A 23,762-nucleotide genomic window follows, 5' to 3' on the forward strand; every position below is an offset into this window, starting at 1 on the left:
GACTTGCGATGGGGAGGTGGCAGCCGAAGCGATAGCTTCGGATGACGGAGGGGCAGCAGCGTTGAGTGCCCCTCCGTCTTGCCCGTGCTGACGCCCGGTCAATCCACCTCCCCATCGCAAGTCGATGGGGAGATTAAAGGCTGAGCATTTGTCGAAGAATGTCGAACCGTAGCCCTGAGCCTGTCGAAGGGCGTTTATCCGTCAGGCGTGCTTCGACAGGATCAGCACTAAGGTGAAATTTCAAAGGCTCCGCAGCGCTTCCGATGGCCGCGCCGCTAAGATCGGGAGTGATCCGACGATACCCAGCACAAAGGTCACACCTGCGCCGCCAATGAGCGTCAACGCCAGTATCGAATAATCCGGCGTAAAGCTGAAATCGAATATTTCGACCACGACATAATATGCCGCCGACATGCCAAGCAGCAGCGATACCAACCCGAGCAGCACCGCCAATATCCCATATTCTAACGCCTGCGCGCCCAATATCTGCCGCCTTGTGCTGCCCAGCATTTTCATGATGACGCTGTCGTAAATGCGCGACTGGCGGGCAGCGGCAATCGCGCCAACGAGCACGGCGATTCCGGCCAAGATGGCGATGGATGCCGCAGCGGCAATGGCCTGCGCCATTTGCGTGAGCAATATTGTGATCTGCGACGTCACTTCGCCGACCTCAATCAGCGACGAGGACGGGAATGCGGGCGGGATAGATTTTGCCAATATGCGCTCGGCGGGCTTCGACACGGTCAAAGTCGCAACCATATTGTGTGGCGCGGCGTCCAAGCTTCCCGGCGAAAACACCATCACATAATTCAGGCCGAAATTATCCCATTTGACGGTGCGTAAGGATGCGATCTTGGCGGGAACCTCAACGCCGAGCAAGCTGATGGTCAGGGTATCACCCACCCCAACGCCCAAGCTTTCGGCGGCTTCTGCCTCAAGGCTGACCAAGGCGGGACCATCATAATCCGCTGGCCAAAATGTGCCCGCGACAATCTCACTACCCCTCGGCAGGACGCTGCTGTAGGTCAGTCCGCGATCTCCGTTAAGGATCCATGCGCCTTCGGGCAGTTCTTCCAATTGATCCACACGCTGGCCGCCAAATTCAACGATAGTGCCGCGCAAGGCGGGGATCATATTGATGGTAGCTTTGGGGTCGGCGTCCTTCACCATTTGCGTGAATATCGCTGCGCCCTCACGCGGGATATCCAATGCAAAGAAGCTTGGCGCGCGGTCGGGGACGCTGTTTTTGATTTCATTGTTGATGCTGGTTTGAATGGCCGCGAGCGTCACGAACAAGGTAAGGCCAAGGCCAAGCGCCACGACCAATGCCTGCGTCTGCGCACCGGGGCGATGCAGGTTGGCAAGCGCGAGGCGCGGCAAGGGAGCCTTTGGCCGCGGGACGCGTAAGGCGATGAAACGCAGCAACCACGCAATGCCCGTGAGCAGCAACAGCAGGCCAAAGGCCGCGCCGATAAAGGCGAGCGAGAACAAAGGCTCTCGTGCCGTCACCACCGCAAGCGCGATGATTGCGAGGATAGCCGAGACCACCCACACCGCGCTGCGCCGGTCGATGCGGGCGTTGCCTTCCACAATCGCGCGGAATAGGCCAGCGGCGGGCACCGTGCGCGCACGGGCCAAGGGCGGCAGGGCAAAGGCAATGGCGATCAACAGGCCATAGATTGCGCTGACGAGCAACGGCAAGGGATGCAGGTTAAAGCCCGGTGCGACCGGCAATATGTCGCCAGCCACCCAGCCAATGACCATAGGCATAACGCTACCCACCGCAAGTCCGGCGATAACCGCACCTGCGGCAACGGTCAGGATTTGAAGCATATAGATGCGGAATATTGTGCCACTGTCTGCGCCCGTAACCTTCAATGTCGCAATGCTGGCGCGCTTGCTGGCCAGATAGCTGCTGACGCCGTTGCCGACGCCAATGCCCGCAATAACCAAGGCGGCAAGGCCGACAAGCGTCAGGAACTGCCCCATACGCTCAATGAAGCGCCTTGTGCCGGGTGCACCGTTGGAACGATCCGTAATGTCCCAACCCGCCGACGGGAACTGCGCCTCAAGTGCCTTTGCTACGGCGGGGGCGTCTTCGTTCGCGGATAGTTTGATGCGGTATTTTGCCTCATACATGCTGCCCGGCTGGATTAGGCCCGTATCTGGCAAAGATTTCATGTTGATGATGGCTACTGGACCAAGCGTGAAGCCCTCGCCCAAGCGGTCGGGTTCTTCGGCGATGACACCTGCGACCTTAAACCGCGCCTCCCCAAAGCGGACGGTTCCACCTGTTTGAATGTCGAGCCGTTCGGACAAGGTTTGCCCAATGTAGATTTCGCCCTCGGCCGGTGCCTTAACATTGCCGCCATCGCGCAGGGTCAACGCGCCATAATGCGGGTAGATATTGTCGACTGCTTTCAACTCGGCAAGCAGGCTGTCGCTGCCAACTTGTGCGCCTATGGCCATTGCCCGCAAACGGATGGTTTCGGAAACTATGCCGGCTTTGCGCATGGCTGCCATTTCCGCCTGCGTTGCGGCGCGTTGCGCGATTCCGATTTCGACATCGCCGCCAAGGATCGTCTGACCACGCCGTGATAGTTCATCGGCTATGCCAGCGGTCAAGCTGCCAATAGCCGCGAGCGTCGCGACGCCCAGGAATAGGCAAATCGCCAACAACCGGAGCCCGCGGATACGCGCAGACAGGTCACGGCGCGAAATGCGCCAAATGGCGGCGAGGGAGAGGCTCATCTAAATCCTCCTCGGAACAAGGAGGGGGGCCGCGCGAAGCGGGGTGGAGGGGGCAATTGGCTCAGCGCGGGGCGCAGGCCCCCCTCAGTCAGTGCTCCGCACTGCCACCTCCCCGAAACGGGGAGGATCTGTTGTTCGCCAATCAAGCCGCGCTCTCCACCACGTGGCCATCCTGCATGGAAATCACCCGGTCACATTTGCGGGCAAGTTCGGGGTCGTGGGTGATAATTAACAAAGTCGCGCCCAATGCGGCGCGGCGGTCGAACAAGAGGTCGATAATGGCCGTGCCTGTGGACCCATCCAAATTGCCTGTTGGTTCATCGGCAAAGATGATCTTTGGCCCTGCGGCCATGGCGCGGGCGATGGCAACACGTTGCTGTTCGCCGCCGGACAATTGGGATGGATAATGGGTGAGCCGATGACCAAGGCCGACGGCTTCAAGCTCGCTTTGCGCGCGGCCAAACGGGTCCTTCAGACCAGCCAGCTCCAACGGGATAGCGACATTCTCAAGTGCGGTCATGGTCGGCAACAGGTGAAACGCCTGCAACACAATGCCGATGCGTCCACGCCGCGCACGCGCGAGTTCGTCTTCATCCAGCTTAGTAAAATCCAGGCCATCGACAAGCACAGTGCCACCGCTGGCTTGCTCCAACCCGGCCAGCACCGCCATCAAAGAAGATTTGCCTGATCCTGACGGCCCAAGCAACGCGACGCTGCTGTCATAGGGCACTTCAAGGTCTACGCCGCGTAAAATCGACACGGATGCGTCGTTGCTGCCAAGGCTGAGGGTGACATTTGCCGCGCGGATTGCCATATCCGTTTGGTGAGTGATAGGAGCGTGCAAGGAAAATCCTTATGAGAAGTTTTTGGCTATATGGGGCGTTATGCGTCACAATCCAAGGGTTGTCGGGATGCGGGTCAAATCCTGTAGCCGAAAATAAGACTGACGTTCAGGAAACGGCTAAGGTCGCGCAGTATGACCAATTGGTCGTTGCGTTCGGCGACAGCCTCTATGCCGGGTACCGCCTTGCGCCAAAGGAAGGGCTGGCTCCGGTATTGCAGGCGGCGTTGCAAGCGGGAGGCATTAACGCGCGGGTTCATAATGCCGGGGTGTCGGGGGACACCACAGCAGCAGGTAAAACGCGGCTGGCCTTCGTGCTCGATAATCTTGACCGAAAGCCTGACCTGGTGGTGCTTGGCCTTGGCGGCAATGATATGTTGCGCGGCATCAAACCTGCAGAAACCAAAGCGAACATGAGCGCGATGATGGACGAGTTGAAACGCCGAGACATTCCAGTGGTGCTGACGGGCATGTTGGCCGCGCCCAATCTAGGTGCAGATTATGTAAATTCTTTCAACGGGATTTTCCCGGATCTGGCCAATACATATGGTGCTTCGCTTTACCCTTTTTTCCTCGATGGCGTAGTGACGGATTCGGCCTTAATGCTGCCGGATAACATCCATCCCAATGCCAAGGGCGTGTCGCGGGTTGTCGAAGGATTATCCCCGCTGATCGAAGCCGCCTTGAAGCGGCAAGACGAAGCTGTATTAGAAAAATAATACAGCTAGGGACGGAAGTGCTTGAAATGGTCGCGCACTCGTTCCATTTGATGTCATATCCAATGACAGAGGGATTTTTGGCCATGTCGACTGAAACCGCAACCCAGACCGTGCAAGATCTGAAGCTTACACCGCCGGACCCTGTGCCGACCGTGACCCCGCAACAGGCGATGGGGCTGGTCCCGGTAACCGATGAGCAGCAAAGCAAGCTGGCACAGCGGGTTGAGGCCTATGTCGCTGACCTGATTGCGCAGGACGTTAACAGCCCTGAATTCGGCAAGCGGGTTGACCAGCTTACCAATATGGGCCGCAAGGAAATCATGGAGGCATCGGCGCAGTCGAACCGCTTTCTTGATAAACCCATCCGCCGCATGGACGCCGAGTCTGGCGTTGGGGCGGATTTGGCCGAATTGCGCCGCGTTGTTGAAGATTTAGACCCTTCCAAAAAGGGCAATCTGATGACCAAGCAGAAGCTGTTTGGAATCATCCCCTTTGGCAGTAAATTACGCAATTATTTCGACAGCTATCAAAGTTCGCAAACGCATATCAGCTCGATCCTCGGGCGGCTTGGCAACGGCAAGGACGAGCTATTGATGGACAATGCCGCCATTGATGTAGAACGTCAAAATCTGTGGGTTGCCATGGGCAAGCTTGAGCAGATGATCGTCATGTCAAAGCAGCTTGATGCCAAGCTTGAGGAAAAATCTGCGGAGTTGGAATTGTCCGACCCAGCCAAGTCACGCGCGATTAAGGAAAGTGCGTTATTCTATGTGCGCCAGCGGACGCAGGACTTGCTAACGCAAATGGCCGTGACGGTGCAGGGCTATCTTGCGCTTGATCTGGTGAAAAAGAACAATGTCGAGTTGGTAAAGGGCGTTGACCGCGCATCGACAACCACCGTGGGCGCGCTGCGTACGGCGGTCACGGTGGCGCAGGCAATGACGAACCAGAAACTGGTATTGGACCAAATCACATCGTTGAACACCACAACGGCGAATATCATCGACAGCACTGGCAAATTGCTACGCGACAATACCGCGCGTATTCATGAACAAGCTGCGGGTGCGACTATTCCGCTGGAAACGTTAAGCCGCGCGTTTCAGAATATTTACGATACGATGGATGCCATCGACACCTTTAAGCTGAAGGCGCTCGACAGCATGAAGCAGACGTCGGACGCGCTTGAGAAAGAGGTCGAAAAGTCCAAGGGCTATATCGCCCGCGCCGAAGGTCAGGCGCAGGCGGTGAAGGCTACCCAGGACAGCGGTTTGCTCGCGGCGTTGGAGGGGTAAGTGTTGACCAACATATCTTCATCATTCCCGCGAAAGCGGGAATTTATGGCCGGAACTTGCGGCATTGAGCGACCAGCGTTGTACACATTTATATCTCCGGCCATGGATTCCCGCTTTCGCGGGAATGACAAAGTTTAGGGAAGCCAGTGAATAGCCCAGCATCCAACTCAAACGAGACCCTGAACGCGGCTGCGCGGTCGTTGCGCAATGTGCGGATGAAACCGATTGGCTCCAAGTCACAGGCGCTGCGCAGTGCGCATTTTTGGGGCAAGCTGAGTAAGGCTGTGGTCGCGGTAGGGGTGGTGTTGATCGGCGCGGGCATAGTTGGCGCGATTATCGACGGCATCGGCTTTTGGGGCGTTATGATCACCGGCATAGTTGGCGCGGCGGCGGCCTATGTGTTGATGCGCTACCCCGAAATGCCCATGCCTACGACCGAAAGCCTTCGTGTCACTGATCTCGCGACTTTGGCTGGAAAAACCGAAATCTGGTTGGAGGCGCAACGTCCGGCTCTGCCAGCGCCAGCAGTCACGTTGATGCAGGATATCGGCTTGCGGCTGGACCAGCTTGCGCCGCAATTGCAGACATTGGATGAAAACGACCCGGCGGCGCGCGAAGTGCGCAAGCTGGTGGGTGAACATCTGCCCGAACTTATTAACGGCTATAAGAAAATCCCGGACAGCCTGAAACATAAAGAACATGCAGGGAAAACGCCTGCGCAGCAGCTTGTTGACGGGTTGAAAACTATTGATCGCGAGATTGAAACCATGACCGGGCAAATCTCACGCGGGGAGCTGGATAAGCTGGCAGTGCGTGGGCGTTACCTTGAAATGCGCTACGACAACAGCGATGCACCGGGCTAGGCCGTCTAACGGGTTTCAAATAGCCAAAGACGTGGCGTGCCTTACAAAATCAGGGGCTTTCGCGGCGCATAAAGGCGCCTGGATGAAAAGGAATGCGTTTTGACGCGCGCGAAGCTGAGCAGAGAATTTTTCGGGACGCTGCCCAACGGAGAAGCGGTTGAAGCGATTACCCTCACCAACGCAAACGGCATGCGGGTGCGTATCATCGGCTATGGTGCCGCGATACATTCGGTCTACGTGCCCGATGCGCAAGGGCGATTTGCCGATGTTACGACTGGGTATGATAGGCTGGACGCATATGTGGCTCAGCCGCAATATTTCGGTTCAACCGTAGGGCGCGTCGCCAACCGCATTGCAGGCGCACGCTTTACGTTGGAGGGCAAAGAATATCTGGTTCCTGCCAATGATGCCGCCAACTCCCTGCATGGTGGCGAACTGGGGTTTGACAAGGTCAACTGGACCGTTACCGCCTGCGATGAAAAGGCGATGTCCGTGACGCTTTCGCATGTCAGTCCCGATGGTGACCAAGGCTATCCCGGAAACTTATCCGTAACTGCAACCTACCAACTGCATGCGGACAACGCTCTGTCGGTGCGATACCAAGCGACGACGGATGCACCAACTATCGTCAACCTGTCTAACCATGCGTATTGGAATTTAGCCGGCGAAGGTGCGCCCCACGACGCCATGGACCATCTGTTAACTATCAATGCTGCGCATTATTTGCCAGTCGATGCCACCCTCATCCCGACCGGCGAGCGCCGCCATGTGGCGGGCACCGCGTTCGATTTCCGCATAGCTAAAACAATCCGTGCGCATGTCCGCGATGTTTCCGATGAACAATTACGGCATGGGCGCGGTTACGACCATAATTGGGTCATTGATGAGGTGGTGGCGCGTGCGCCTCGCTTGCACGCTGTATTGAAAGATCCACATTCGGGACGGACAATGCGGTTGCTGTCTAATCAACCTGGCTTGCAATTCTACGCCGGCAATTTTTTCGATGGTTCTACCGCAGGTAAGGCTGGCAAACGCTATCATATGGGCGACGCCATCGCCTTGGAACCGCAGATGTTTCCAGATGCACCTAACCAAGCTTCCTTTGCGTCGGTCGCGTTGCATCCTGACCAGACTTATGAAAATATCATCATTTGGCAGTTCGGTGTGACTGCGGGTAATGCAGATGAGCACGCGCCCCAATAGCACGCATGCGACACCATTTTTTGTTGAGTGCCGTCTAGGCCGCGGACTCAGACATTGCCGTGAGCAATGGTTCATTACCCCGATCGCTCATTAGGCATGGCAGTCACGGGGGTAAAAGGTTTGTAGTGTAAAGTCGTATCAAGTCGGTTATATGACAGTAAATTAAATTAGAAACTCCTTACAGGTCAACGCATGGACTTAACGAGTGACAGTGAAGGAACATCTCCTAAGATGCCTGGGTCACATATCCTTTTAATTGATGATGAACAGGATGTTCTCCCTGAGTATCAGGAGTTTCTCGAGTTTGCCGGATTTAAAGCCTTCACATCGGCTGACCCCGTCGAAGCGCACGAACTCGTCTTAAACACGCCGGAGATCGGCGTCGTTATTACCGATCTGCGTATGGCGCAGGTTGATGGCGCAAGCATGATACGGAACTTGCGCGCTGCGCTTCCTGCCGGACGCCATGTCGCGTTTATAATCCTGACGGGTGACGCAAGTACACAATTAGGATCCGACATTGCGGATGTACCTGTGTTCCTGAAGCCAGCCGATACCGATGCGCTTATTGCGGCCATCCGTGTTGCGCTGTCACGTCCGTGAAATTGGCGCTCAAGAAGCTGGCGTTGCCACAAATGCGTCGGCACGAGTTGCTTGCGGTTATTCTGCTAGGGCTGACTGGTTTTCTTTGTAATACCCTTGAGTTGCAGCTCGGCTGGGGCATGCAATTCGTGTTTGGTAACGCGATTGTCTTTGCATTTATACGCGTACTTGCGCCGCAATCGTTGGTGCTGGCTATATCCATTTCGAGCCTTTGGACCCTATTTCTGTGGAATCATCCCTGGGCATGGCTCGTCTGGACCTTCGAGGCCATTTTCATCGCGGTCGTTGGTCGGCGAAACGCACCGGTTCGAAGCGATGTGATTTTCTGGGTCGTTCTTGGTGCGCCATTGCTTTTTCTGACCTACGGCGGCGTGATCAAGATGGACGAGCTCTCGCTCTGGCTGGAGGCGCTTAAACAGGCCGCAAATGGCATATTAAATGTTGTTATCGGCGAACTTATTTACGTAGCTCTCATCGCAATTAATCCGATGCGGAAATTTGTAAATTGGCCAAGGGTGAAGACGGAAGGCGCAGTTATCACCCTGCTAATGGCCATTATTTTGATCCCTGCAGCTTTTTACTTGGCACTCGAGGCCCCCGACCGCGAACAGGCGGCGCGCCAAAATGTTGGCCGGACCCTCGATAACCGGCTGCTGGTCAGCGGTGTTGCGCTGAATAGCTGGGTGCAGTCGCGCAGTCTGATTCTGCGGATGCATGCGGAAGAACAATTTTATAAGGGGCGCGTGCCGGAGCAGGCATTGTTGGATGAGCTTTCGCCCGAATTCGATCACATCACGATCATTGGTAATGGCCGCAAAATTCAATGGTCTGCCGAATCGAGCGGCGAAAAGATGCGCTTGGTTGCGAAGAGTTCAAGCCAAAGCACCATATTGGCCAGATACGGTGTGCGCCTTGTAACATTGTCGCCGCAACGGACAAAGCAGAGCCCGCAATTCGCAATAATTGTGCCATTCAGCGCCGATGGCAAGGCCGGGATTATTGTTGCCCAATTGCGTAACAATTTATTGTACAAGCTGGTGGCCACGCGCCGGGAGCAATCGGACTATGGTATTTTTCTGGTCAGTCCACTGCAGGGGACATTTCCACTAACGCAAGTCACAGATGCGCTGAGCAAGCAGGTCAAATCGCTGTCGCAGGTGCAACGTGTGACCTCTTTGCAATCGCCTGTTCTTTTAAGTGGCACCGGATATGGCAGTTCCTTTATGCAGGATTGGCGCAATGCCCATATCGCGCGGTCAGCTATGGTGGCCGAGCTACCTGAATGGCAAGTGTTTGCCGTGGCCCCATTGGCACCTGCCGTTTCCAAAGCGCGCAGCGCGCAACTGCAGCAGTTAACTGCCCTGATATATTTTGTATTTTTGATAACCCTCATCGCCTCTGTGCTCAGCAAAAAAATGTCGCAGACGCTGGGTCGGCTCTCGCAATCCGCTGCTGATCTTGCCGCTGCTGGTGTGCCGCAAGCGCCCATGGTTGGTCTGGTCATCCAGGAAGTGAACGACATTTCAGGGACGATTGCTTCTGCTGGTACGACATTCGGTCGAGAGCGTGGTGCGCTCGCCAGCTATCAGCGTCGCTTAGACAGCATTGCACAGCATGCGCCCGTCATATTTTACGCGCTGGACGATGTGGATGGCGGGAAAGTATCATTTGGATATATCAGCGGGTCGCTGGAAAAAATTCTAGGGTACACGTCCACGGATGCAATGGAGCCTGGCTGGTTGAGCCATGCGATCCATCCGGAGGACTATCCAAGGTGCGCCGAGGTGTTTGCTGGACTTGAGGCCGGCCAAGTCGTACGTACGGAATATCGGTTGCGGCACAAGGACGGTCATTATGTCTGGATTTATGATACCCTGTCTGTCGATGCAAATCCACATTCAGACGCGCTTGAAGCGGTTGGAGTTATCGTGGACATATCCGAACGCAAGGCTGCTGCAGAGCAGCTTTTGCAGACCGATAAAATGGCAAGCCTGGGACGGATGATTTCGGGCACGGCGCATGAATTGAACCAACCATTGAATTTCATCAAAATGGCGGCGTCCAATTTGCGCGAAAATGCGGTGCGCGGCCGAACGGAGGCCGAGCGTTTTCTGCCGAAGCTTGAAAACATATTGGCACAGGTGGAGCGGGCATCGGCGATTTTGCTGCAAATGCGGATATTTGGACGCATACCCAAAGAATCGCCTTACCCCATAAATGTTAAGGCAACTGTTGATGCGGTCGTTGTGATGGTGGCCCCCCAGTTTGAACTCGACGGCACGCAAGTTGAGGTCGCCGAAAAGGGCGGGCCAGTCCATGTGCAAGCACTGCCGGTATTGTTGGAGCAAGTGTTGCTGAACCTGCTTCTCAACGCGAATGACGCGATCAGGACACGCTATGGAACCAGCAGTGCTGCCGAAGGCAGGATTAAAATCACAGTCACACGCCGCAACCAGCTTGCAGTCATCACCGTAGAGGATAATGGCGCAGGAATTCCTTCCGGTGTCCTTCGAAAAATATTTGATCCGTTCTACACCACAAAGGCTCCGAAAGACGGAACGGGTCTTGGCCTATCGATCAGTTACGGCATCGTGTCCGATTTGGGCGGCGTCATCCGCGCGAGATCGAGCCGCAACGGCGCGCGTTTCACAATTGAACTGCCCTTAGCTGAAGCGGCGGTTACGTAAGCACCCCTGCCAAGCGTCAACCAACAAAGGCGCGTTCCAGCACATAACTGCCGGGGTGCGATTGCGCGCCTTCGATGAAACCAAGGCTTTCCAGCAACGCCCCTGTCTCCTTAATCATGGCCATGCTGCCACACAGCATGACTCGGTCAAATTCCGGGTCGAGCGGATAATCCCCGATTTCAATTCTCTTCGTGATGCGGCGATTTTCGCCCGTCCACGCCGGACATTTGGTAACTGACGCGTCATAAATGAGCTGCAACTTTGCCTCGGCCGCAACCAGAGGGTCATCCGCCAGTTGCGATTCCAGTATCTCCCGATAGGCCAGATCCTCAACCTGCCGCACGGTGTGCTGCACGGTTATTTTTTCATAACGCTCATATACTTCGGGATCGCGAATGATCGACATCCATGGGGCAAGGCCCGTTCCGGTTCCAATCAAATGCAGCCGCTTGCCCGGCAACAACGCGTCCAGCGTCAGCGTACCCGTTGGCTTTGCACCCAACAGGATTTCGTCGCCGGGTTGGATTTTGCACAATAGGCTGGTCAGCGGACCATCTGGAACAATGATGCTTAAAAATTCAAGCGATTCATCCCAAAATGGCGAGGCCATGGAATAAGCACGCATCAACGGCTTATCATTGACCATGAGGCCAAGCATGACAAATTGACCGCTGACAAAGCGAAATGAGGCGGGCCGTGACACCGAAAAGGTAAACAGTCCCTCGTTCCAATGATGCGTGGTCAAAACCGTAACAGTCGAAAATGCCATTATTCACTCCATGATTCAGGGCGTTCTTTGACGGCAATGGAGCAATTTACAATAGGGTCATTTCTTTTATCGTCAAAAGCCTGCCTTCTTTTTGGGCATGGTTTCCCAATGAAGGCAAAATATGGTTGATCATTGAAGTTGAAAAGTCACACAAAGGTCTCACCTAAACGCATATGGTATCAAGCGCGGGTGGGAGATGCATTACGGGCCGATTGCATACCCCTGCGGCCATTGGGCGGTTCGCGATGTGATGGGGGCGACGCTGACAGGTAAAGTCCTACATTACAAGGGAGCGATTGTCGCCCCAGCGCAGGCTGGGGCCTATCGGGCCTGCCTGTATTAATTCCTCCCCCACCGGGGGAGGGGGACCGTCGCAGACGGTGGAGGGGCACGTTCAGGGTATCACCGCGCCAGAAGGTCAGGATAACCAGAGCGTGCCCCTCCCCCATGCTTCGCATGGTCCCCCTCCTTATTCTGGGGAGGATTTGCAACCACCGCCCGTCGCCCCAGCGCAGGCTGGGGCCTATCTCGCCTGTCGATCTAGCCATACACACGTCATGGGCAGCAGCCTGCGCTGGTGCGACGGTGTTTTTTGATGGAATTGGGAATTGCTGCCACCGCAATTCCCTAAATCACCCCTCCCCTTCAGGGGAGGGGAAGGGGGTGGGGTCCATCGGCGTTGCGTAAACCTATATACCCCACCCCAACCCCTCCCCTAAAGGGGAGGGGCTTAACCTCGCACCACGCCTGAAGGGGAGGGGCTTAATTTCGTAATATGCAACGCAGCAAGATTATTTCGGGGATGACGCACCTGTCACCGGAGTTCTAAGTTTACAAACATATACGCAAAACGCGGTATTTCTGTAAACTTACCTCGACTTTGCGAGGTTGGCTTACGGGGTACGAAAGCTGGGCTGGGGTTCAACACGTTCAAAGAGCCGGTCGCGCAACAGATGCGTGAGTAGCTTACAGAATCTCAGAGCAAATCCTACATTGCAAGTGAAAGCTATTTTGGGAATGACGCATTTGTCACTGGAATTGGGAATTGCTGCCACCGGAATTCCCTAAATCACCCCTCCCCTTCAGGGGAGGGGAAGGGGGTGGGGTCCATCGGCGTTGCGCAAACCTATATACCCCACCCCAACCCCGTGGAGCCTCTCGGACCAGTCCGGGGGACTGGTCCCTCCTCGCCTAAAGGGGAGGGGCTTAATTTCGAATTGCGGTGACAGGTGAATAATTCCCTAAATAAACGTGGCGCCGCGACGTCATCCGTGCGAACCCGTTGATCTCAGGCGCTCTCTCGCTTTTGCCGCAAGAATTACGGTGACGGGTGCGTCATCGCCGAAATAACTTTAGAGGACGACGGGTTATTCCGACATCAGGCACGTTGTTGTTGGACGGGATCGACACCAAAACGCTGGATAGCGACGCGCTGGCCGAAATACGCAACCGCAAGATCGGCTTCGTGTTTCAGCAGTTCAATCTGCTCGCGCGGACCAGCGCGCTCGACAATGTCGCGGTGCCGCTGATCTATGCGGGGGTTGGCTATGCCGAGCGGCGCGCGCGCGCGCAGGACAGGTTGGAGGCCATGGGCCTTGCCAACCGCCTACAAAACACGCCTGCGAAGCTTTCGGGTGGGCAGCAACAGCGTGTGGCCATCGCGCGGGCATTGGTCACAGACCCGCTGATGCTGCTGGCCGACGAGCCGACGGGCGCATTGGATACCCAAACATCCTTGGACATTATGGGTATTTTCCAGAAATTGAATGATGACGGCATTACCGTCGTGGTTGTCACGCACGAACCCGATATTGCCGAATATGCCGCGCGTCGGATTGTCTTTCGCGACGGACAGGTGATTGACGACGCGGCGGTTAAGTCGCGACGCCGGGCCAGCGCAGCATGAGGGACTTGATCGGGTCGCTTGCCGGTTGGGGCGTGAATGTCGCGATTGCGCTGACGGCGCTACGCACCAATTTGATGCGTTCAATTTTGACCACCTTGGGCGTGATGATTGGCGTATTCTCGGTCATATTGGCCGTTGCAGTCGGGAACGGCGCGCAGGTTTCGGTGTCGCAGCAAATTGCGACCCTGGGGTCGAACATGGCGATCGTGGTGCCACAACCCGATAGCGGCAGTGGCCCCCCACGACCAAGTGATCGCGGCAGATTGACCGAGCGGGATGGTCAGGCCATCCTGCGCGAGGTATCGGGCGTCAGCACGGTGGCCCCACAAATCCGCAACAGTGTGCAGATTGTTGCGCCGGGACGCAGCGCAACGACGCAAGCGACCGGCGCGACCCCACAATATGGCGTCGTGTCCAACATCACGGCATCCGAAGGCCGGTTTCTGACGCAAAGCGACATTGGTTCGGCGGCGCGCGTTGCCGTTATCGGCGAAACCGTGGCGAACAAGCTGTTCCCCGAAACAAGTCCGGTCGGCGAAACTGTTCGGGTTAACCGGGTGCCCTTTACGGTCATCGGTCTTCTCGAAAGCAAGGGCAGCAATTTGGGTAATGATAATGACGACCAAATCGTCGTGCCGATAACGACGTTGCGCCAACGTTTATTGACCACCGCTTCACAGGGCCCCGACGATGTGACGTTGATCTTCGTCGGGTTTGAGGATGAAGATTCGCTGCTTTCGGGGCAAAAGGAAATACAGCGTTTGTTGCGCGACCGGTACCGCGTCGCCAAAGGCAAGATCAACCCGTTTACCGTCCGCACGACAACCGAAATTGCCGAAACCACGGGCGAAGTAACGCAGATATTTCAGGCCGTGCTTGTCGCCATTGCATCGATTTCGTTGTTGGTCGGGGGGATTGGTATCATGAACATCATGCTGGTCAGTGTCACAGAACGCACGCGTGAAATCGGGCTGCGCATGGCATTGGGCGCAAAGCGCAGCGATATTCGCAACCAGTTTCTGGTGGAGGCGGCTGTGTTGTGCGTGATCGGCGGCGCAATTGGGCTGTCGCTGGCGATATTGGCCGCCTCAATTTTCGAGCGCATCGCCGAATTCCCCGCGCCAATTGGCCTTGATACGGCAATAATGGCGGTCGCGTTTTCCGCCATTATCGGCCTAGTTTTCGGCGGCTATCCCGCCATCCGGGCGTCGCGGCTCTCACCGATTGAGGCGTTGAGAAGCGAATAGTCGGCTTAGTATCCCATCATCCCGCCGTGCGCATAACGGTTACCTTTGCGGGCGGATTCTCCATCTGCCAAGGTAATTCCTGTTGCCGTAAATCTGCAGTGAACGGCGAGTGTTTTTTGAGGAGCTGACAGGTCGCTCTCATCATCATTGTTGTGCCTGCCGAAGATACGCCAGCGGCAGTTCAAAAGGTGAACAAAGTCAGCTTATTGTGCCCCATTGTTTGCCGTGATAATTAATTGTCAAACAAGGAGACAATATGCCCATGGCGAAGCGGAAGACTGCCCTCGACCACCTTAGCAGCGGACGCGAGCCGCACATCGTCCATTTCATCCCTCCAGGTGCTCCCGGCCACCGCGAGGCGAATGGTGGCGCTATGGTGGTGTCCTCGCCCACCGAGATCAACGCTATGGTGCGCAGCCTAAGGAGAGGAGAGGTGGTGACTCTGGATGAACTGCGCACGGCCATCGCCCGCCGCCACGCCGTCGCGGTGGCTTGCCCGGTTTCGACCGCGATCTTTCTTAATATGTGCGCCCGTGCCGCCGAGGAGCTGCGCGAGATGGGCGTGCCCGACGCCGAACTGACCCCGTGGTGGCGGGTACTGAAGAAAGGTGGTTTTCTTAATCCAAAATATCCCGGTGGAACCGACTACCAGACTTCACTGCTCGAGGCGGAAGGCGTACGGGTGTCTCCCTTGCGCCGCCAGCCTGCGGTATTCGACTTTGCCGAGCGTACGCCAAACGATCCGCTGGAAACGCGGCCATGATTCGCAAGGTGCTGCTTGCGCTGTTAGTGACTGCCGCTTTGGCAGCAGGCGGTCTCTATGGCTGGGGCCTTTCACTTCCGGGCACGACACGCGCGCAGCGCGACGCTGTCTTTCCCGTCCCACCTGCCGAGGTGCATGCCCGAATCAGCGATATCAACGCACAGGCCGATTGGCGCAGCGACATCGGCAAGGTCGAGGTCAGCGCCGATAGTTCCAGATGGACCGAATTTGCCCATGACGGCAGCACAATTAGCTTTAGGCGACTTGATAGCCGGCCGGGCGAGCTGTTCGCTATTGGCTATATATCGTCACGCGGTTTCGAAGGGACGTGGCGCGTCACTCTCGCACCCGCCGCCGCCGGAACACGCGCGCAGTTTGTGGAGGAAGTGACCATTGCCAGTCCCTTCAATCGGGCGATAGGCAAACTGGTAAGCCCGCCTGGCCACCATCTTGATGTGTATCTGGCAGACCTTACCCGCGTGCTCGGCAAATGAAGATTGCTGTAGGCTCATGAATTACGGTGATGTTGTGGTCGCCCCGTTCGATCCAGCCCAGAAATTTACTGTTACCTGTAGCGTTTACAGCTTCTGCGCGCATAAAGTCCGCTTCCCACAATGCCCCCCCAACGACCGATGTAATATTATTACACCGACTGACAAGGGGCTTCTAGCGGTCGAACGGTAGGTACCTGTGTGGGCTGGAATAACGCGCCTGACGCTGTGATTCCCTTTTCCTCCGGTGTCGCTAAGCGGGAGCCGCACGCTAACACGCATATATAAATGCTTTAACGTGGTTCCCCGGTAAGGATTCGAACCTCAATAGACGGAGTCAGAGTCCGTAGTCTTACCGTTAGACGACCGGGGAGCAGGGGGTGGGCGTATATGCCCGTGGTCATGTCCGGTCAACCCGCTGAATCGGGCGGTTGCGGGGGGCGTTCAAAAATCTTGAATCTTTGTCTCTGTGCGCGTAGCATTGTTTTCAGGTACCGGCGGCACATCCGCCCGGATAGAAAATAAGAAGTGAGTTATCGGCCATGGGCGAAAATGTCGCGCCATCGCCGCAAAAAGGACGCGGACGAAAACGTAAGAAACCGTCCCGTCACAAAAATGCGGCACCCAAGGCTGCAACGCTGCAGCAGGCTTCGGCCCATGGCGCAGCGCGTCCCGACACCCCGAAGATTTCGACTTCGGCCAGCAACGGCGGGCCGCAGGGTGACAAGGTTGCGTTGCGCCGAAATTGGCTTGAACGCACAGCCTATGCGGCGCTTGACCTTGGCACCAACAATTGCCGGTTGCTGATCGCGCGGGCAGGTGGCGACGATTTTACGGTCGTGGACGCGTTTTCGCGTGTTGTCAGACTGGGCGAGGGGATGACCGCCACTGGTCGCATGAGCGAGGAGGCCATGGACCGTGCGGTTGAAGCGCTAACCGTTTGTGCGGAAAAGCTGAAAAAACGCAACGTGGTGCTTGCCCGCTCTGTTGCGACAGAGGCCTGCCGTCAAGCGGAGAACGGGGTTCAGTTTATCGAACGGGTGAAGCGAGAAACCGGCATCCACCTCGACATCATCAGTCCAAAGGAAGAAGCGCGGCTGGCGGTGATGGGCTGCTACGCTCTTTTGGAAGATGGCGACGGACCAGCGCTGATTTTTGATATTGGCGGTGGGTCAACCGAACTGGTGCTTGTGTCGACAAGCAATGTGATTCCTGAAATTCTCGATTGGGTGAGCGTGCCTTGGGGCGTCGTCTCGCTTACCGAAAGCGAACGCAGTGTGGGCGATAGTCCTGAACAATTAAGGGCAAGCTACCAATCCATGCGCGACAAAGTCAGGGTCAGCTTTGCCGACTTTGCAGCCCGCTTGCCCGAAGAAGGTGGCAACCGCCGCCTGTTGGGGACATCAGGGACTGTCACTACGCTCGCCAGCGTCTATTTGAAGCTTAACAGCTATGACCGGCGGGCCGTAGACGGTTTGCATCTCCAGACGTCTGCCATGCGCGATATCAGCCGCGAGCTGGCACATCGCAACATTGCCGGACGCGCAGAGTTTCCGACCATTGGCCATGATCGGGCCGATTTGGTGGTGGCCGGTTGTGCGATATTGGAGTCCATTTTCGACATATGGCCTGGCGAACGGCTGGGTGTGGCAGATCGCGGCATTCGCGAAGGTATATTGCGTGCGCTGATGGCCAGCGACGCAAAGCGCCGCAATCGGCAGAATTGAGATATGGCAGATAATCTTTTCGGTGGTAAGGATTCGGGTCGGACGCTGGCTGGCAAGCAGAAAGTCAAGACCGCAAAGCGGCGGACGGCCGGGTCGACCCGTTGGCTTGAGCGGCAGTTGAATGACCCTTATGTGAAGCGCGCGCATGGCGAAGGCTATCGCAGCCGTGCGGCCTATAAGCTGGTTGAGCTCGACGAAAAATTTCATATTTTGCGCGGCAAAAAGGCGGTCGTCGATTTGGGCGTCGCACCCGGCGGATGGGCCCAAGTGGTGCGCCGCCAGCAACCAAAGGCGGCAATTGTCGGCATTGATCTATTGCCAGTTGACCCGATTGAGGGCGTTATCCTGCTTGAGATGGACTTCATGCATGATAGCGCGCCAGACCGGTTGATCGCCGAACTTGGAAGTGCGCCGGACCTGATCTTGTCCGACATGGCGGCCAACACGGTCGGGCATAAACAGACCGACCATTTGCGCACCATGGGCCTGGTTGAGGCAGCGGTGGATTTTGCGGTCAAGGTCCTGATGCCTGGTGGTGATTTTGTTGCGAAGGTGTTTGCAGGCGGCACCGATCCAGCGATGCTGAGCATTCTTAAAACGAACTTTAATACGGTCAAACACGCAAAGCCGCCAGCAAGCCGCAAGGGATCAGTAGAATGGTATGTGATTGCGCAAGGTAAGAAAGGCTAAGGTCAGGACCACTTAAATCCACCTTCGCGGCGTCAAAATGGCCTCAAACCGCGAAGGTGGATTTAAGTGGTCCTGACCCTAATCAGCCCTTTTGCCGGGCCTTTTCAACCGCGCGTTTTAGGGCATCATAGCCCAAGGCACCCTCCAATATCTGGTCACCGATAATGAATGTGGGCGTGCCGTTGAATCCGATTTGCTGCATAAGCGCCAAGTTGCGTTCGATCTCCTGGCTTGCTTGCGGTGAGGCGGCGAAGGCGCGGGCCGCGGCCATATCAAGCCCTGCCTTGCGCGCCGCGGCAGCTATATTTGCTTCATCAGCGCGGCCACCTGCGAACAATGCATCATGAAACGCCTTGTGCTTGCCTTGGCGCGCGGCCGCAAGCGCCCATAAGGCAGCGTCCCGGCTGGATTGGCTGAGGATCGGCAATTCGCGATAGACCAAGCGGATATTGCCATCGCTTTTTAACAGGCGTTGGACATCGGGCACGCTTGCGCGGCAGAAACCGCAATTATAGTCGGTAAATTCGACGATCGTTACGTCGCCCTTGGGGTTTCCGGCCTCGGCTCCGGGGAAGGGCTTGGCGATGTCACTTCCCACTGCGGATAAACGTTCTGTGACTTCGCGCTGCTGCAAAATGGCGACGGCGTCGGTGATGATTTCCGGATTTTCAAGGATATAGGCCCTCACCAATGCCTCGGTCGCCTTGCGGTCAGCGGGCGACATGCCAGCAGCAGCAACAGCATCTTCGGCAGATTTAGCTGCGTCTTGGGCGACAGGTGTAGCATCAGAAGGGCGAACCGTTACGGCGCTTGGCCAGAAAATATAGGCCGCCAAAGCAAGCAAGATGGCTAATCCCATAACAACGGTTGCGATGATAATCCGGCGAGTTGGCGCGTGTTCGTTCATGGACGCTGATTAGCCGCGCCGCATAGATTGTGCCAGCAATTTAGGTGGTCCTGACCCTAGCGGCGGCTTTTCTTTAACTGCGCAAGCTTTGCTTCGGCCACCATATTGATATCCTGCGCACGGATCCAATCGGGTGAGTATTCCGGCAACCCAGCCATTGCGGTCTGCGCATTGGACAAAGCAAATTGCGGCGCGCCCTCCATCATATAGCGTTCCGCGCTGGCGAGTGCGGCGCGCGCCGTATCCCCTTTTTGTGCATAGACGACGCCAAGTTGATACCATGCAAACGGGTTTTGGTTGTCTTTGGCCACTGCGGCTTTCAACACCTGCGCAGCTTCATCAAGCTGCGTTTTATCTTCCGTTGCGATCAATGCATGTCCGAATATTGCGGCGATTAATGGTTGGTTGCCGGTCAGGTTTACCGCTTTGCGCAACGGCGCAATCGCATCGGCAGGACGTCCAGATTCCAGCAATATCTGCCCATGTAGTTCGAGGAAATAGGGGTCTTCGGGTGCTGAGGCGACAAGCGCGGATGATTCATCCAGCGCCTTTTGTGGATAAGCGGACTTGTGCCAAGCATAAGCCCGCGCATAGCGGGCGGGCACCGATGTGTCGGACTCAGGATAATCACGCATCGTGGCTGTGGGGTCGGCGAGATAGCCGGTCAATTTTGCTTTAACGCGTTTGAAATCACTTTCCCATTTGGGGTTTAGCGGCGCGTTCCACGCAGGGTCGGCTGAATATGTGTCCTCCAGCACCGAAATACGCTCACCGGATAATGGGTGCGTGCGGCCGTAGCTGTCCTCTTGCGGGATACCGAGGCGGAATTCAAAATTTTGCAGCTTTTTGAAAAAGTTGATCGAACCGCGGCCTGATATCCCTGCTGTGGACAGATATTGTGCACCCGACGCATCGGCTGTGCCCTCTTGTCCGCGGCTATAGGCCAAGAATTTGCCCATCGCGGCCTGTTGCCCCGCCGACAAAATGCCCATGCCTGCTTCGCCTGCACCTGCGGCGATGGCCGCTGCCGCCAGAATGAGGCTGGCGATGCTGATACCGCTCGCTACAGAGAGGCCTTCGTTAAACCGCACAGCATGCCCGCCAACGACATGGCCAAGCTCATGCGCGATCACGCCTTGGACTTCATTTGCGGTAGTTGCGGCATCGATCAAGCCGCTATGGAGATACACCGCCTGGCCGCCGGCAACAAAGGCGTTGATGGATTTGTCGTTGATCAGGATGATGTCGACATTTTTGGGGTCAAGCCCCGCTGCCTCAATCAAAGGCGCGGAAATCTCATCGAGAAAAGCCTCGGTCTCTGCATCGCGCAAAATAGACTGCGCCATGGCGGGGCGCACAGATACTAGAACTGCAAGGAACAGGATGAATGCTGTCCGGACGGCACGAAACGTGAAATTACCCATATCTGATGAATGGCCCGAACTGTATGAACGCGCAATGAAGAAATGAGACAAAACGAAGCCCCGCCAGTCATCGACCAGCGGGGCTATGTTGTTTTAACCAGATAGCTTCTTAACCAAAGGTGCGTTGCCACCAACCAGTGCGGGGCGTGCCGTCATCAGGCGCATCGTCCGCTTGGGTTGATGCTACATCTTTTGCTGCATCTTTTGCGGCGGCTTTCTTGCGTGGGGCCTTGGCTTTGGCCTTGGGTGCCTCGACTGCTTCTTCCGCTAAGGTTTCCGCAGCAGGCGGCGTTGCCTTTACCTTCGCGCGTGGCTTGGCTGGGGCCTTTACCTTTGCAGCAACGACTTCCTCAGCCGCTACAGGAGCCTTTATGGCTGGCGCGTCGGCTGTAGCTTCAACCTTGACGGCATCGGCCTTGGCGCGGCTACGGCGCTTTGGCTTGGCATCGGCGTCCTGCACAACTTCTGGGACCGCAGACGCTTCGGCTTCGGCAGGTGCTGACGTTTCAACACGTGCATCAACGCCCGTTTCCTGACGGTCACGACCTCTGCCAACACGACGTCCGCGACGTGCTTTTGGCTTGGCTTCTGCATCAGCTTCGGGGGCTTGCGCGATGTCATTGCCTTCGGAACGTTCCGCAGCACCTTCATTTTCGCCCGCAACCGCATTCTCCACGTCAGGACGGCCATCACGGTCGCGACCCTTGCCACCTCGGCGACCACGGCGACGCTTGCGTTTACGACCTTCGCCGCCTTCGCCTTCTTCGCGTGGACTCTCTTCTCGGGCACGACGTGGCTCACGAGCGGTTTCCTCAGCTTCTTCAACTTCGTCGTCGAAATCTTCGATGTCGTCTTCAATGTCATCATCGTCGAGATCTATAATCGGCGGTAGTTCGACCGGACGCTCTGGACGCGGGCCAGAACTGGAAACAGCAAGCTTTGCGCCTTCGGTCTCCCCATTGGGCACTATCAGCACGCGGACATGATAGCGATCTTCGATCGCCGCCAATTCAGCACGCTTGTTGTTGAGGCAATAGATGGTCGCCTCTTGGCTTGCTTGCAACACGATCTGGTTGCCTTGACCCTTTGCCGCTTCGTCTTCGATAAGGCGCAGTGCGGACAATGCGGCCGACGACGCGGTGCGGACAAGGCCAGTGCCTTCACAATGCGGACATTCGCGGGTCGATGCCTCCAGCACGCCAGTGCGCAGACGCTGACGGCTCATTTCCATCAGTCCAAAGCTGGAAATACGACCGACCTGAATGCGGGCGCGATCATGCTTCAACGCTTCTTTCATTGCACGCTCGACCTTGCGGGCGTTCGAATGATGCTCCATATCGATGAAGTCGATGACGACAAGGCCGGCCATATCGCGCAAGCGCAACTGACGGGCAATCTCGCGCGCAGCTTCCAAATTGGTTGAGAGCGCGGTTTGTTCAATACCATGTTCTTTGGTCGAACGGCCTGAGTTAATGTCGATCGAGACCAATGCTTCGGTCGGGTTGATAACAATATAGCCGCCGGATTTTAACTGGACCACCGGTTGATACATCGCGTTCAACTGATCTTCGACATGATAACGCTGGAACAAGGGAACTGGGTCGGCATAATGCTGCACACGCTTTGCGTGGCTTGGCATTAGCAGCTTCATAAAGTCTTTGGCAGCCTTATACCCGTCGGGCCCTTCAACGAACACCTCATCAATATCTTTATTGTAGATATCGCGGATGGCACGTTTGATAAGGTCGCTGTCGGTGTGGATCAGCATGGGCGCCGCACCGCGCAGCGTACGCTCACGTATTTCGTCCCACAGCCGCGCCAGATAATCAAAATCACGCTTGATTTCAGGCTTTGTCCGGGCAAGCCCGGCGGTCCGGATGATACAGCCCATTGTTGATGGCAACGTAAGATCGGAAATAATGGTCTTCAAACGTTTACGGTCGGCTGCGCTGTGGATTTTACGGCTGATGCCACCGCCATGCGACGTGTTTGGCATCAAGACGCAATAACGGCCTGCAAGGCTAAGATACGTCGTGAGCGCCGCACCCTTGTTGCCGCGTTCTTCCTTAACGACTTGAACGAGCAAAACCTGACGACGATGAATGACGTCCTGGATCTTGTACCGGCGGCGCAAGTTCATGCGCTTTGCGCGGACTTCGTCGCTTGCCTTTGGCGCGCGGCCTTCGCCACTTCGGCCACCCCGTCCACGACGGCGACGGTTGTTGCGACCGTTATCGCCTTGCTGGTCGCCACGTTCGTTCTCGTCCGAATCGTCGCCATTGCCGCCAAGGTCGGGTTCTTCACCCTCCGTCATGTCGATGGTGTCGATGCTATCATCGCTATCGACTTCGATAAGGTCAGTGACGTCGTCTTCACGTTCCGACGAACCTTGCATGATATCCGAAGGCTCGTCGCTTTCTTCTTCTTCCTGCTCGCGCAGTGCGGCCTCTTCAGCAGCAGCCTCAGCTTCTTCGGCCAGCAACCGGTCGCGGTCTTCCCGCGGGATCTGGTAATAATCGGGGTGAATTTCGGCAAACGCCAAAAATCCGTGGCGGTTGCCGCCATAATCGACGAAAGCCGCCTGAAGCGATGGTTCGACCCTGGTTACTTTTGCGAGGTAGATATTGCCTTTGAGCTGCTTGTGCTCGGCCGACTCAAAATCGAATTCCTCAATTTGGTTTCCTGTTACGACTGCGACCCGGGTTTCTTCCCGGTGACGCGCGTCGATAAGCATACGCGTTGTCATGTAATTTACTCCAGCGAGCACGGCAGCCGATTGTTAGCCGAAGGCCGCTCGCTTCATTGTTGGTACGTTGCCGAGCCGGACGCAAAGCGTTCCTGTCGGCAAAGCGATATGGTGGGAATGTTAAAAATGCGTC

At 56.3% G+C, this 23,762-nt stretch carries 18 protein-coding genes and 1 tRNA gene; 12 read left to right on the forward strand and 7 right to left on the reverse strand.

The features are described 5' to 3' along the window. Positions 1–240: 240 nt before the first annotated feature. Together HEQ34_RS07705 and HEQ34_RS07710 are read right to left on the reverse strand one after the other, a co-directional pair. Positions 241–2,751, reverse strand: coding sequence for an FtsX-like permease family protein (locus tag HEQ34_RS07705; RefSeq protein WP_296199378.1), 2,511 nt, complete (start codon positions 2,749–2,751; stop codon positions 241–243). A 142-nt stretch (positions 2,752–2,893) separates the two neighbouring features. Further along, the gene (locus tag HEQ34_RS07710; RefSeq protein WP_296199511.1) at positions 2,894–3,565 is read right to left on the reverse strand and encodes an ATP-binding cassette domain-containing protein; all 672 of its coding nucleotides are present in this window, start codon (positions 3,563–3,565) and stop codon (positions 2,894–2,896) included. 41 nt (positions 3,566–3,606) lie between these two features. Between HEQ34_RS07710 and HEQ34_RS07715 the strand changes: the two genes are divergently transcribed. The 6 genes from HEQ34_RS07715 (at position 3,607) to HEQ34_RS07740 (ending at position 10,959) form a co-directional block, all read left to right on the forward strand. Then, positions 3,607–4,311 carry an arylesterase gene (locus tag HEQ34_RS07715; protein WP_296199380.1) on the forward strand — a complete coding sequence of 235 codons (705 nt, stop codon included), beginning with the start codon at positions 3,607–3,609 and terminating at the stop codon, positions 4,309–4,311. A gap of 83 nt (positions 4,312–4,394) precedes the next feature. Further along, positions 4,395–5,603, forward strand: a complete 1,209-nt coding sequence (locus tag HEQ34_RS07720; RefSeq protein WP_296199381.1) for a toxic anion resistance protein — start codon at positions 4,395–4,397, stop codon at positions 5,601–5,603. 146 nt (positions 5,604–5,749) lie between these two features. Next, positions 5,750–6,466, forward strand: a complete 717-nt coding sequence (locus tag HEQ34_RS07725; RefSeq protein ID WP_296199383.1) for a hypothetical protein — start codon at positions 5,750–5,752, stop codon at positions 6,464–6,466. Between the two features lie 99 nt (positions 6,467–6,565). Beyond that, positions 6,566–7,669: an aldose epimerase family protein gene (locus HEQ34_RS07730; protein WP_296199384.1), complete on the forward strand. Its 1,104-nt coding sequence runs from the start codon at positions 6,566–6,568 to the stop codon at positions 7,667–7,669. A 231-nt stretch (positions 7,670–7,900) separates the two neighbouring features. After that, positions 7,901–8,272: a response regulator gene (locus tag HEQ34_RS07735; protein ID WP_296199386.1), complete on the forward strand. Its 372-nt coding sequence runs from the start codon at positions 7,901–7,903 to the stop codon at positions 8,270–8,272. A gap of 119 nt (positions 8,273–8,391) precedes the next feature. Beyond that, a complete protein-coding gene (locus tag HEQ34_RS07740) occupies positions 8,392–10,959 on the forward strand; it encodes an ATP-binding protein (protein ID WP_296199389.1) in 2,568 nt (855 codons plus the stop codon). A gap of 16 nt (positions 10,960–10,975) precedes the next feature. Here the strand turns inward: HEQ34_RS07740 and HEQ34_RS07745 are convergent, their stop codons facing one another. Beyond that, positions 10,976–11,728, reverse strand: coding sequence for a ferredoxin--NADP reductase (locus HEQ34_RS07745; RefSeq protein WP_296199391.1), 753 nt, complete (start codon positions 11,726–11,728; stop codon positions 10,976–10,978). A gap of 1,330 nt (positions 11,729–13,058) precedes the next feature. Here HEQ34_RS07745 and HEQ34_RS07750 point away from each other — a divergent pair. From HEQ34_RS07750 to HEQ34_RS07765, 4 genes are all read left to right on the forward strand, one after another. Beyond that, positions 13,059–13,634, forward strand: coding sequence for an ABC transporter ATP-binding protein (locus HEQ34_RS07750; RefSeq protein ID WP_296199393.1), 576 nt, complete (start codon positions 13,059–13,061; stop codon positions 13,632–13,634). After that, the gene (locus tag HEQ34_RS07755; protein WP_296199395.1) at positions 13,631–14,881 is read left to right on the forward strand and encodes an ABC transporter permease; all 1,251 of its coding nucleotides are present in this window, start codon (positions 13,631–13,633) and stop codon (positions 14,879–14,881) included. Before HEQ34_RS07750 ends, HEQ34_RS07755 begins: the two co-directional genes overlap by 4 nt. A 256-nt stretch (positions 14,882–15,137) precedes the next feature. Continuing rightward, positions 15,138–15,644 carry an MGMT family protein gene (locus HEQ34_RS07760; RefSeq protein ID WP_296199397.1) on the forward strand — a complete coding sequence of 169 codons (507 nt, stop codon included), beginning with the start codon at positions 15,138–15,140 and terminating at the stop codon, positions 15,642–15,644. Then, positions 15,641–16,138, forward strand: a complete 498-nt coding sequence (locus HEQ34_RS07765) for an SRPBCC family protein (protein ID WP_296199399.1) — start codon at positions 15,641–15,643, stop codon at positions 16,136–16,138. Before HEQ34_RS07760 ends, HEQ34_RS07765 begins: the two co-directional genes overlap by 4 nt. 296 nt (positions 16,139–16,434) lie before the next feature. Here the strand turns inward: HEQ34_RS07765 and HEQ34_RS07770 are convergent. After that, positions 16,435–16,508 (reverse strand) — tRNA-Gln (locus tag HEQ34_RS07770). A 169-nt stretch (positions 16,509–16,677) separates the two neighbouring features. Here HEQ34_RS07770 and HEQ34_RS07775 point away from each other — a divergent pair. Further along, complete coding sequence (locus tag HEQ34_RS07775; RefSeq protein ID WP_296199401.1) at positions 16,678–17,862, forward strand: Ppx/GppA phosphatase family protein; 1,185 nt, start codon at positions 16,678–16,680, stop codon at positions 17,860–17,862. A 3-nt stretch (positions 17,863–17,865) separates the two neighbouring features. After that, positions 17,866–18,552 (forward strand): RlmE family RNA methyltransferase, encoded by a 687-nt coding sequence (locus HEQ34_RS07780; protein ID WP_296199403.1) that lies wholly within the window; start codon positions 17,866–17,868, stop codon positions 18,550–18,552. Between the two features lie 82 nt (positions 18,553–18,634). Here the strand turns inward: HEQ34_RS07780 and HEQ34_RS07785 are convergent, their stop codons facing one another. From HEQ34_RS07785 to HEQ34_RS07795, 3 genes are all read right to left on the reverse strand, one after another. After that, a complete protein-coding gene (locus HEQ34_RS07785; RefSeq protein WP_296199404.1) occupies positions 18,635–19,459 on the reverse strand; it encodes a DsbA family protein in 825 nt (274 codons plus the stop codon). Between the two features lie 56 nt (positions 19,460–19,515). After that, positions 19,516–20,883, reverse strand: coding sequence for a M48 family metalloprotease (locus HEQ34_RS07790; protein ID WP_296199406.1), 1,368 nt, complete (start codon positions 20,881–20,883; stop codon positions 19,516–19,518). A 109-nt stretch (positions 20,884–20,992) separates the two neighbouring features. Then, positions 20,993–23,629, reverse strand: coding sequence for an Rne/Rng family ribonuclease (locus HEQ34_RS07795; RefSeq protein ID WP_296199408.1), 2,637 nt, complete (start codon positions 23,627–23,629; stop codon positions 20,993–20,995). Positions 23,630–23,762: the final 133 nt, after the last annotated feature.

It is taken from the genome of Sphingorhabdus sp. (genome assembly GCF_023910635.1).
Taxonomy (GTDB): Bacteria; Pseudomonadota; Alphaproteobacteria; order Sphingomonadales; family Sphingomonadaceae; genus Sphingorhabdus_B.

Bases quoted from the DNA above. Each gene is read 5' to 3' on its own strand.
- HEQ34_RS07765 (WP_296199399.1), top strand. From the start codon at position 15,641: ATGATTCGCAAGGTGCTGCTTGCGCTGTTAGTGACTGCCGCTTTGGCA.
- HEQ34_RS07790 (WP_296199406.1), bottom strand. From the start codon at position 20,883: ATGGGTAATTTCACGTTTCGTGCCGTCCGGACAGCATTCATCCTGTTC.
- HEQ34_RS07705 (WP_296199378.1), bottom strand. From the start codon at position 2,751: ATGAGCCTCTCCCTCGCCGCCATTTGGCGCATTTCGCGCCGTGACCTG.
- HEQ34_RS07715 (WP_296199380.1), top strand. From the start codon at position 3,607: ATGAGAAGTTTTTGGCTATATGGGGCGTTATGCGTCACAATCCAAGGG.
- HEQ34_RS07795 (WP_296199408.1), bottom strand. From the start codon at position 23,629: ATGACAACGCGTATGCTTATCGACGCGCGTCACCGGGAAGAAACCCGG.
- HEQ34_RS07745 (WP_296199391.1), bottom strand. From the start codon at position 11,728: ATGGCATTTTCGACTGTTACGGTTTTGACCACGCATCATTGGAACGAG.
- HEQ34_RS07785 (WP_296199404.1), bottom strand. From the start codon at position 19,459: ATGAACGAACACGCGCCAACTCGCCGGATTATCATCGCAACCGTTGTT.
- HEQ34_RS07760 (WP_296199397.1), top strand. From the start codon at position 15,138: ATGCCCATGGCGAAGCGGAAGACTGCCCTCGACCACCTTAGCAGCGGA.
- HEQ34_RS07780 (WP_296199403.1), top strand. From the start codon at position 17,866: ATGGCAGATAATCTTTTCGGTGGTAAGGATTCGGGTCGGACGCTGGCT.
- HEQ34_RS07740 (WP_296199389.1), top strand. From the start codon at position 8,392: ATGCAATTCGTGTTTGGTAACGCGATTGTCTTTGCATTTATACGCGTA.
- HEQ34_RS07735 (WP_296199386.1), top strand. From the start codon at position 7,901: ATGCCTGGGTCACATATCCTTTTAATTGATGATGAACAGGATGTTCTC.
- HEQ34_RS07775 (WP_296199401.1), top strand. From the start codon at position 16,678: ATGGGCGAAAATGTCGCGCCATCGCCGCAAAAAGGACGCGGACGAAAA.
- HEQ34_RS07755 (WP_296199395.1), top strand. From the start codon at position 13,631: ATGAGGGACTTGATCGGGTCGCTTGCCGGTTGGGGCGTGAATGTCGCG.
- HEQ34_RS07720 (WP_296199381.1), top strand. From the start codon at position 4,395: ATGTCGACTGAAACCGCAACCCAGACCGTGCAAGATCTGAAGCTTACA.
- HEQ34_RS07710 (WP_296199511.1), bottom strand. From the start codon at position 3,565: ATGGCAATCCGCGCGGCAAATGTCACCCTCAGCCTTGGCAGCAACGAC.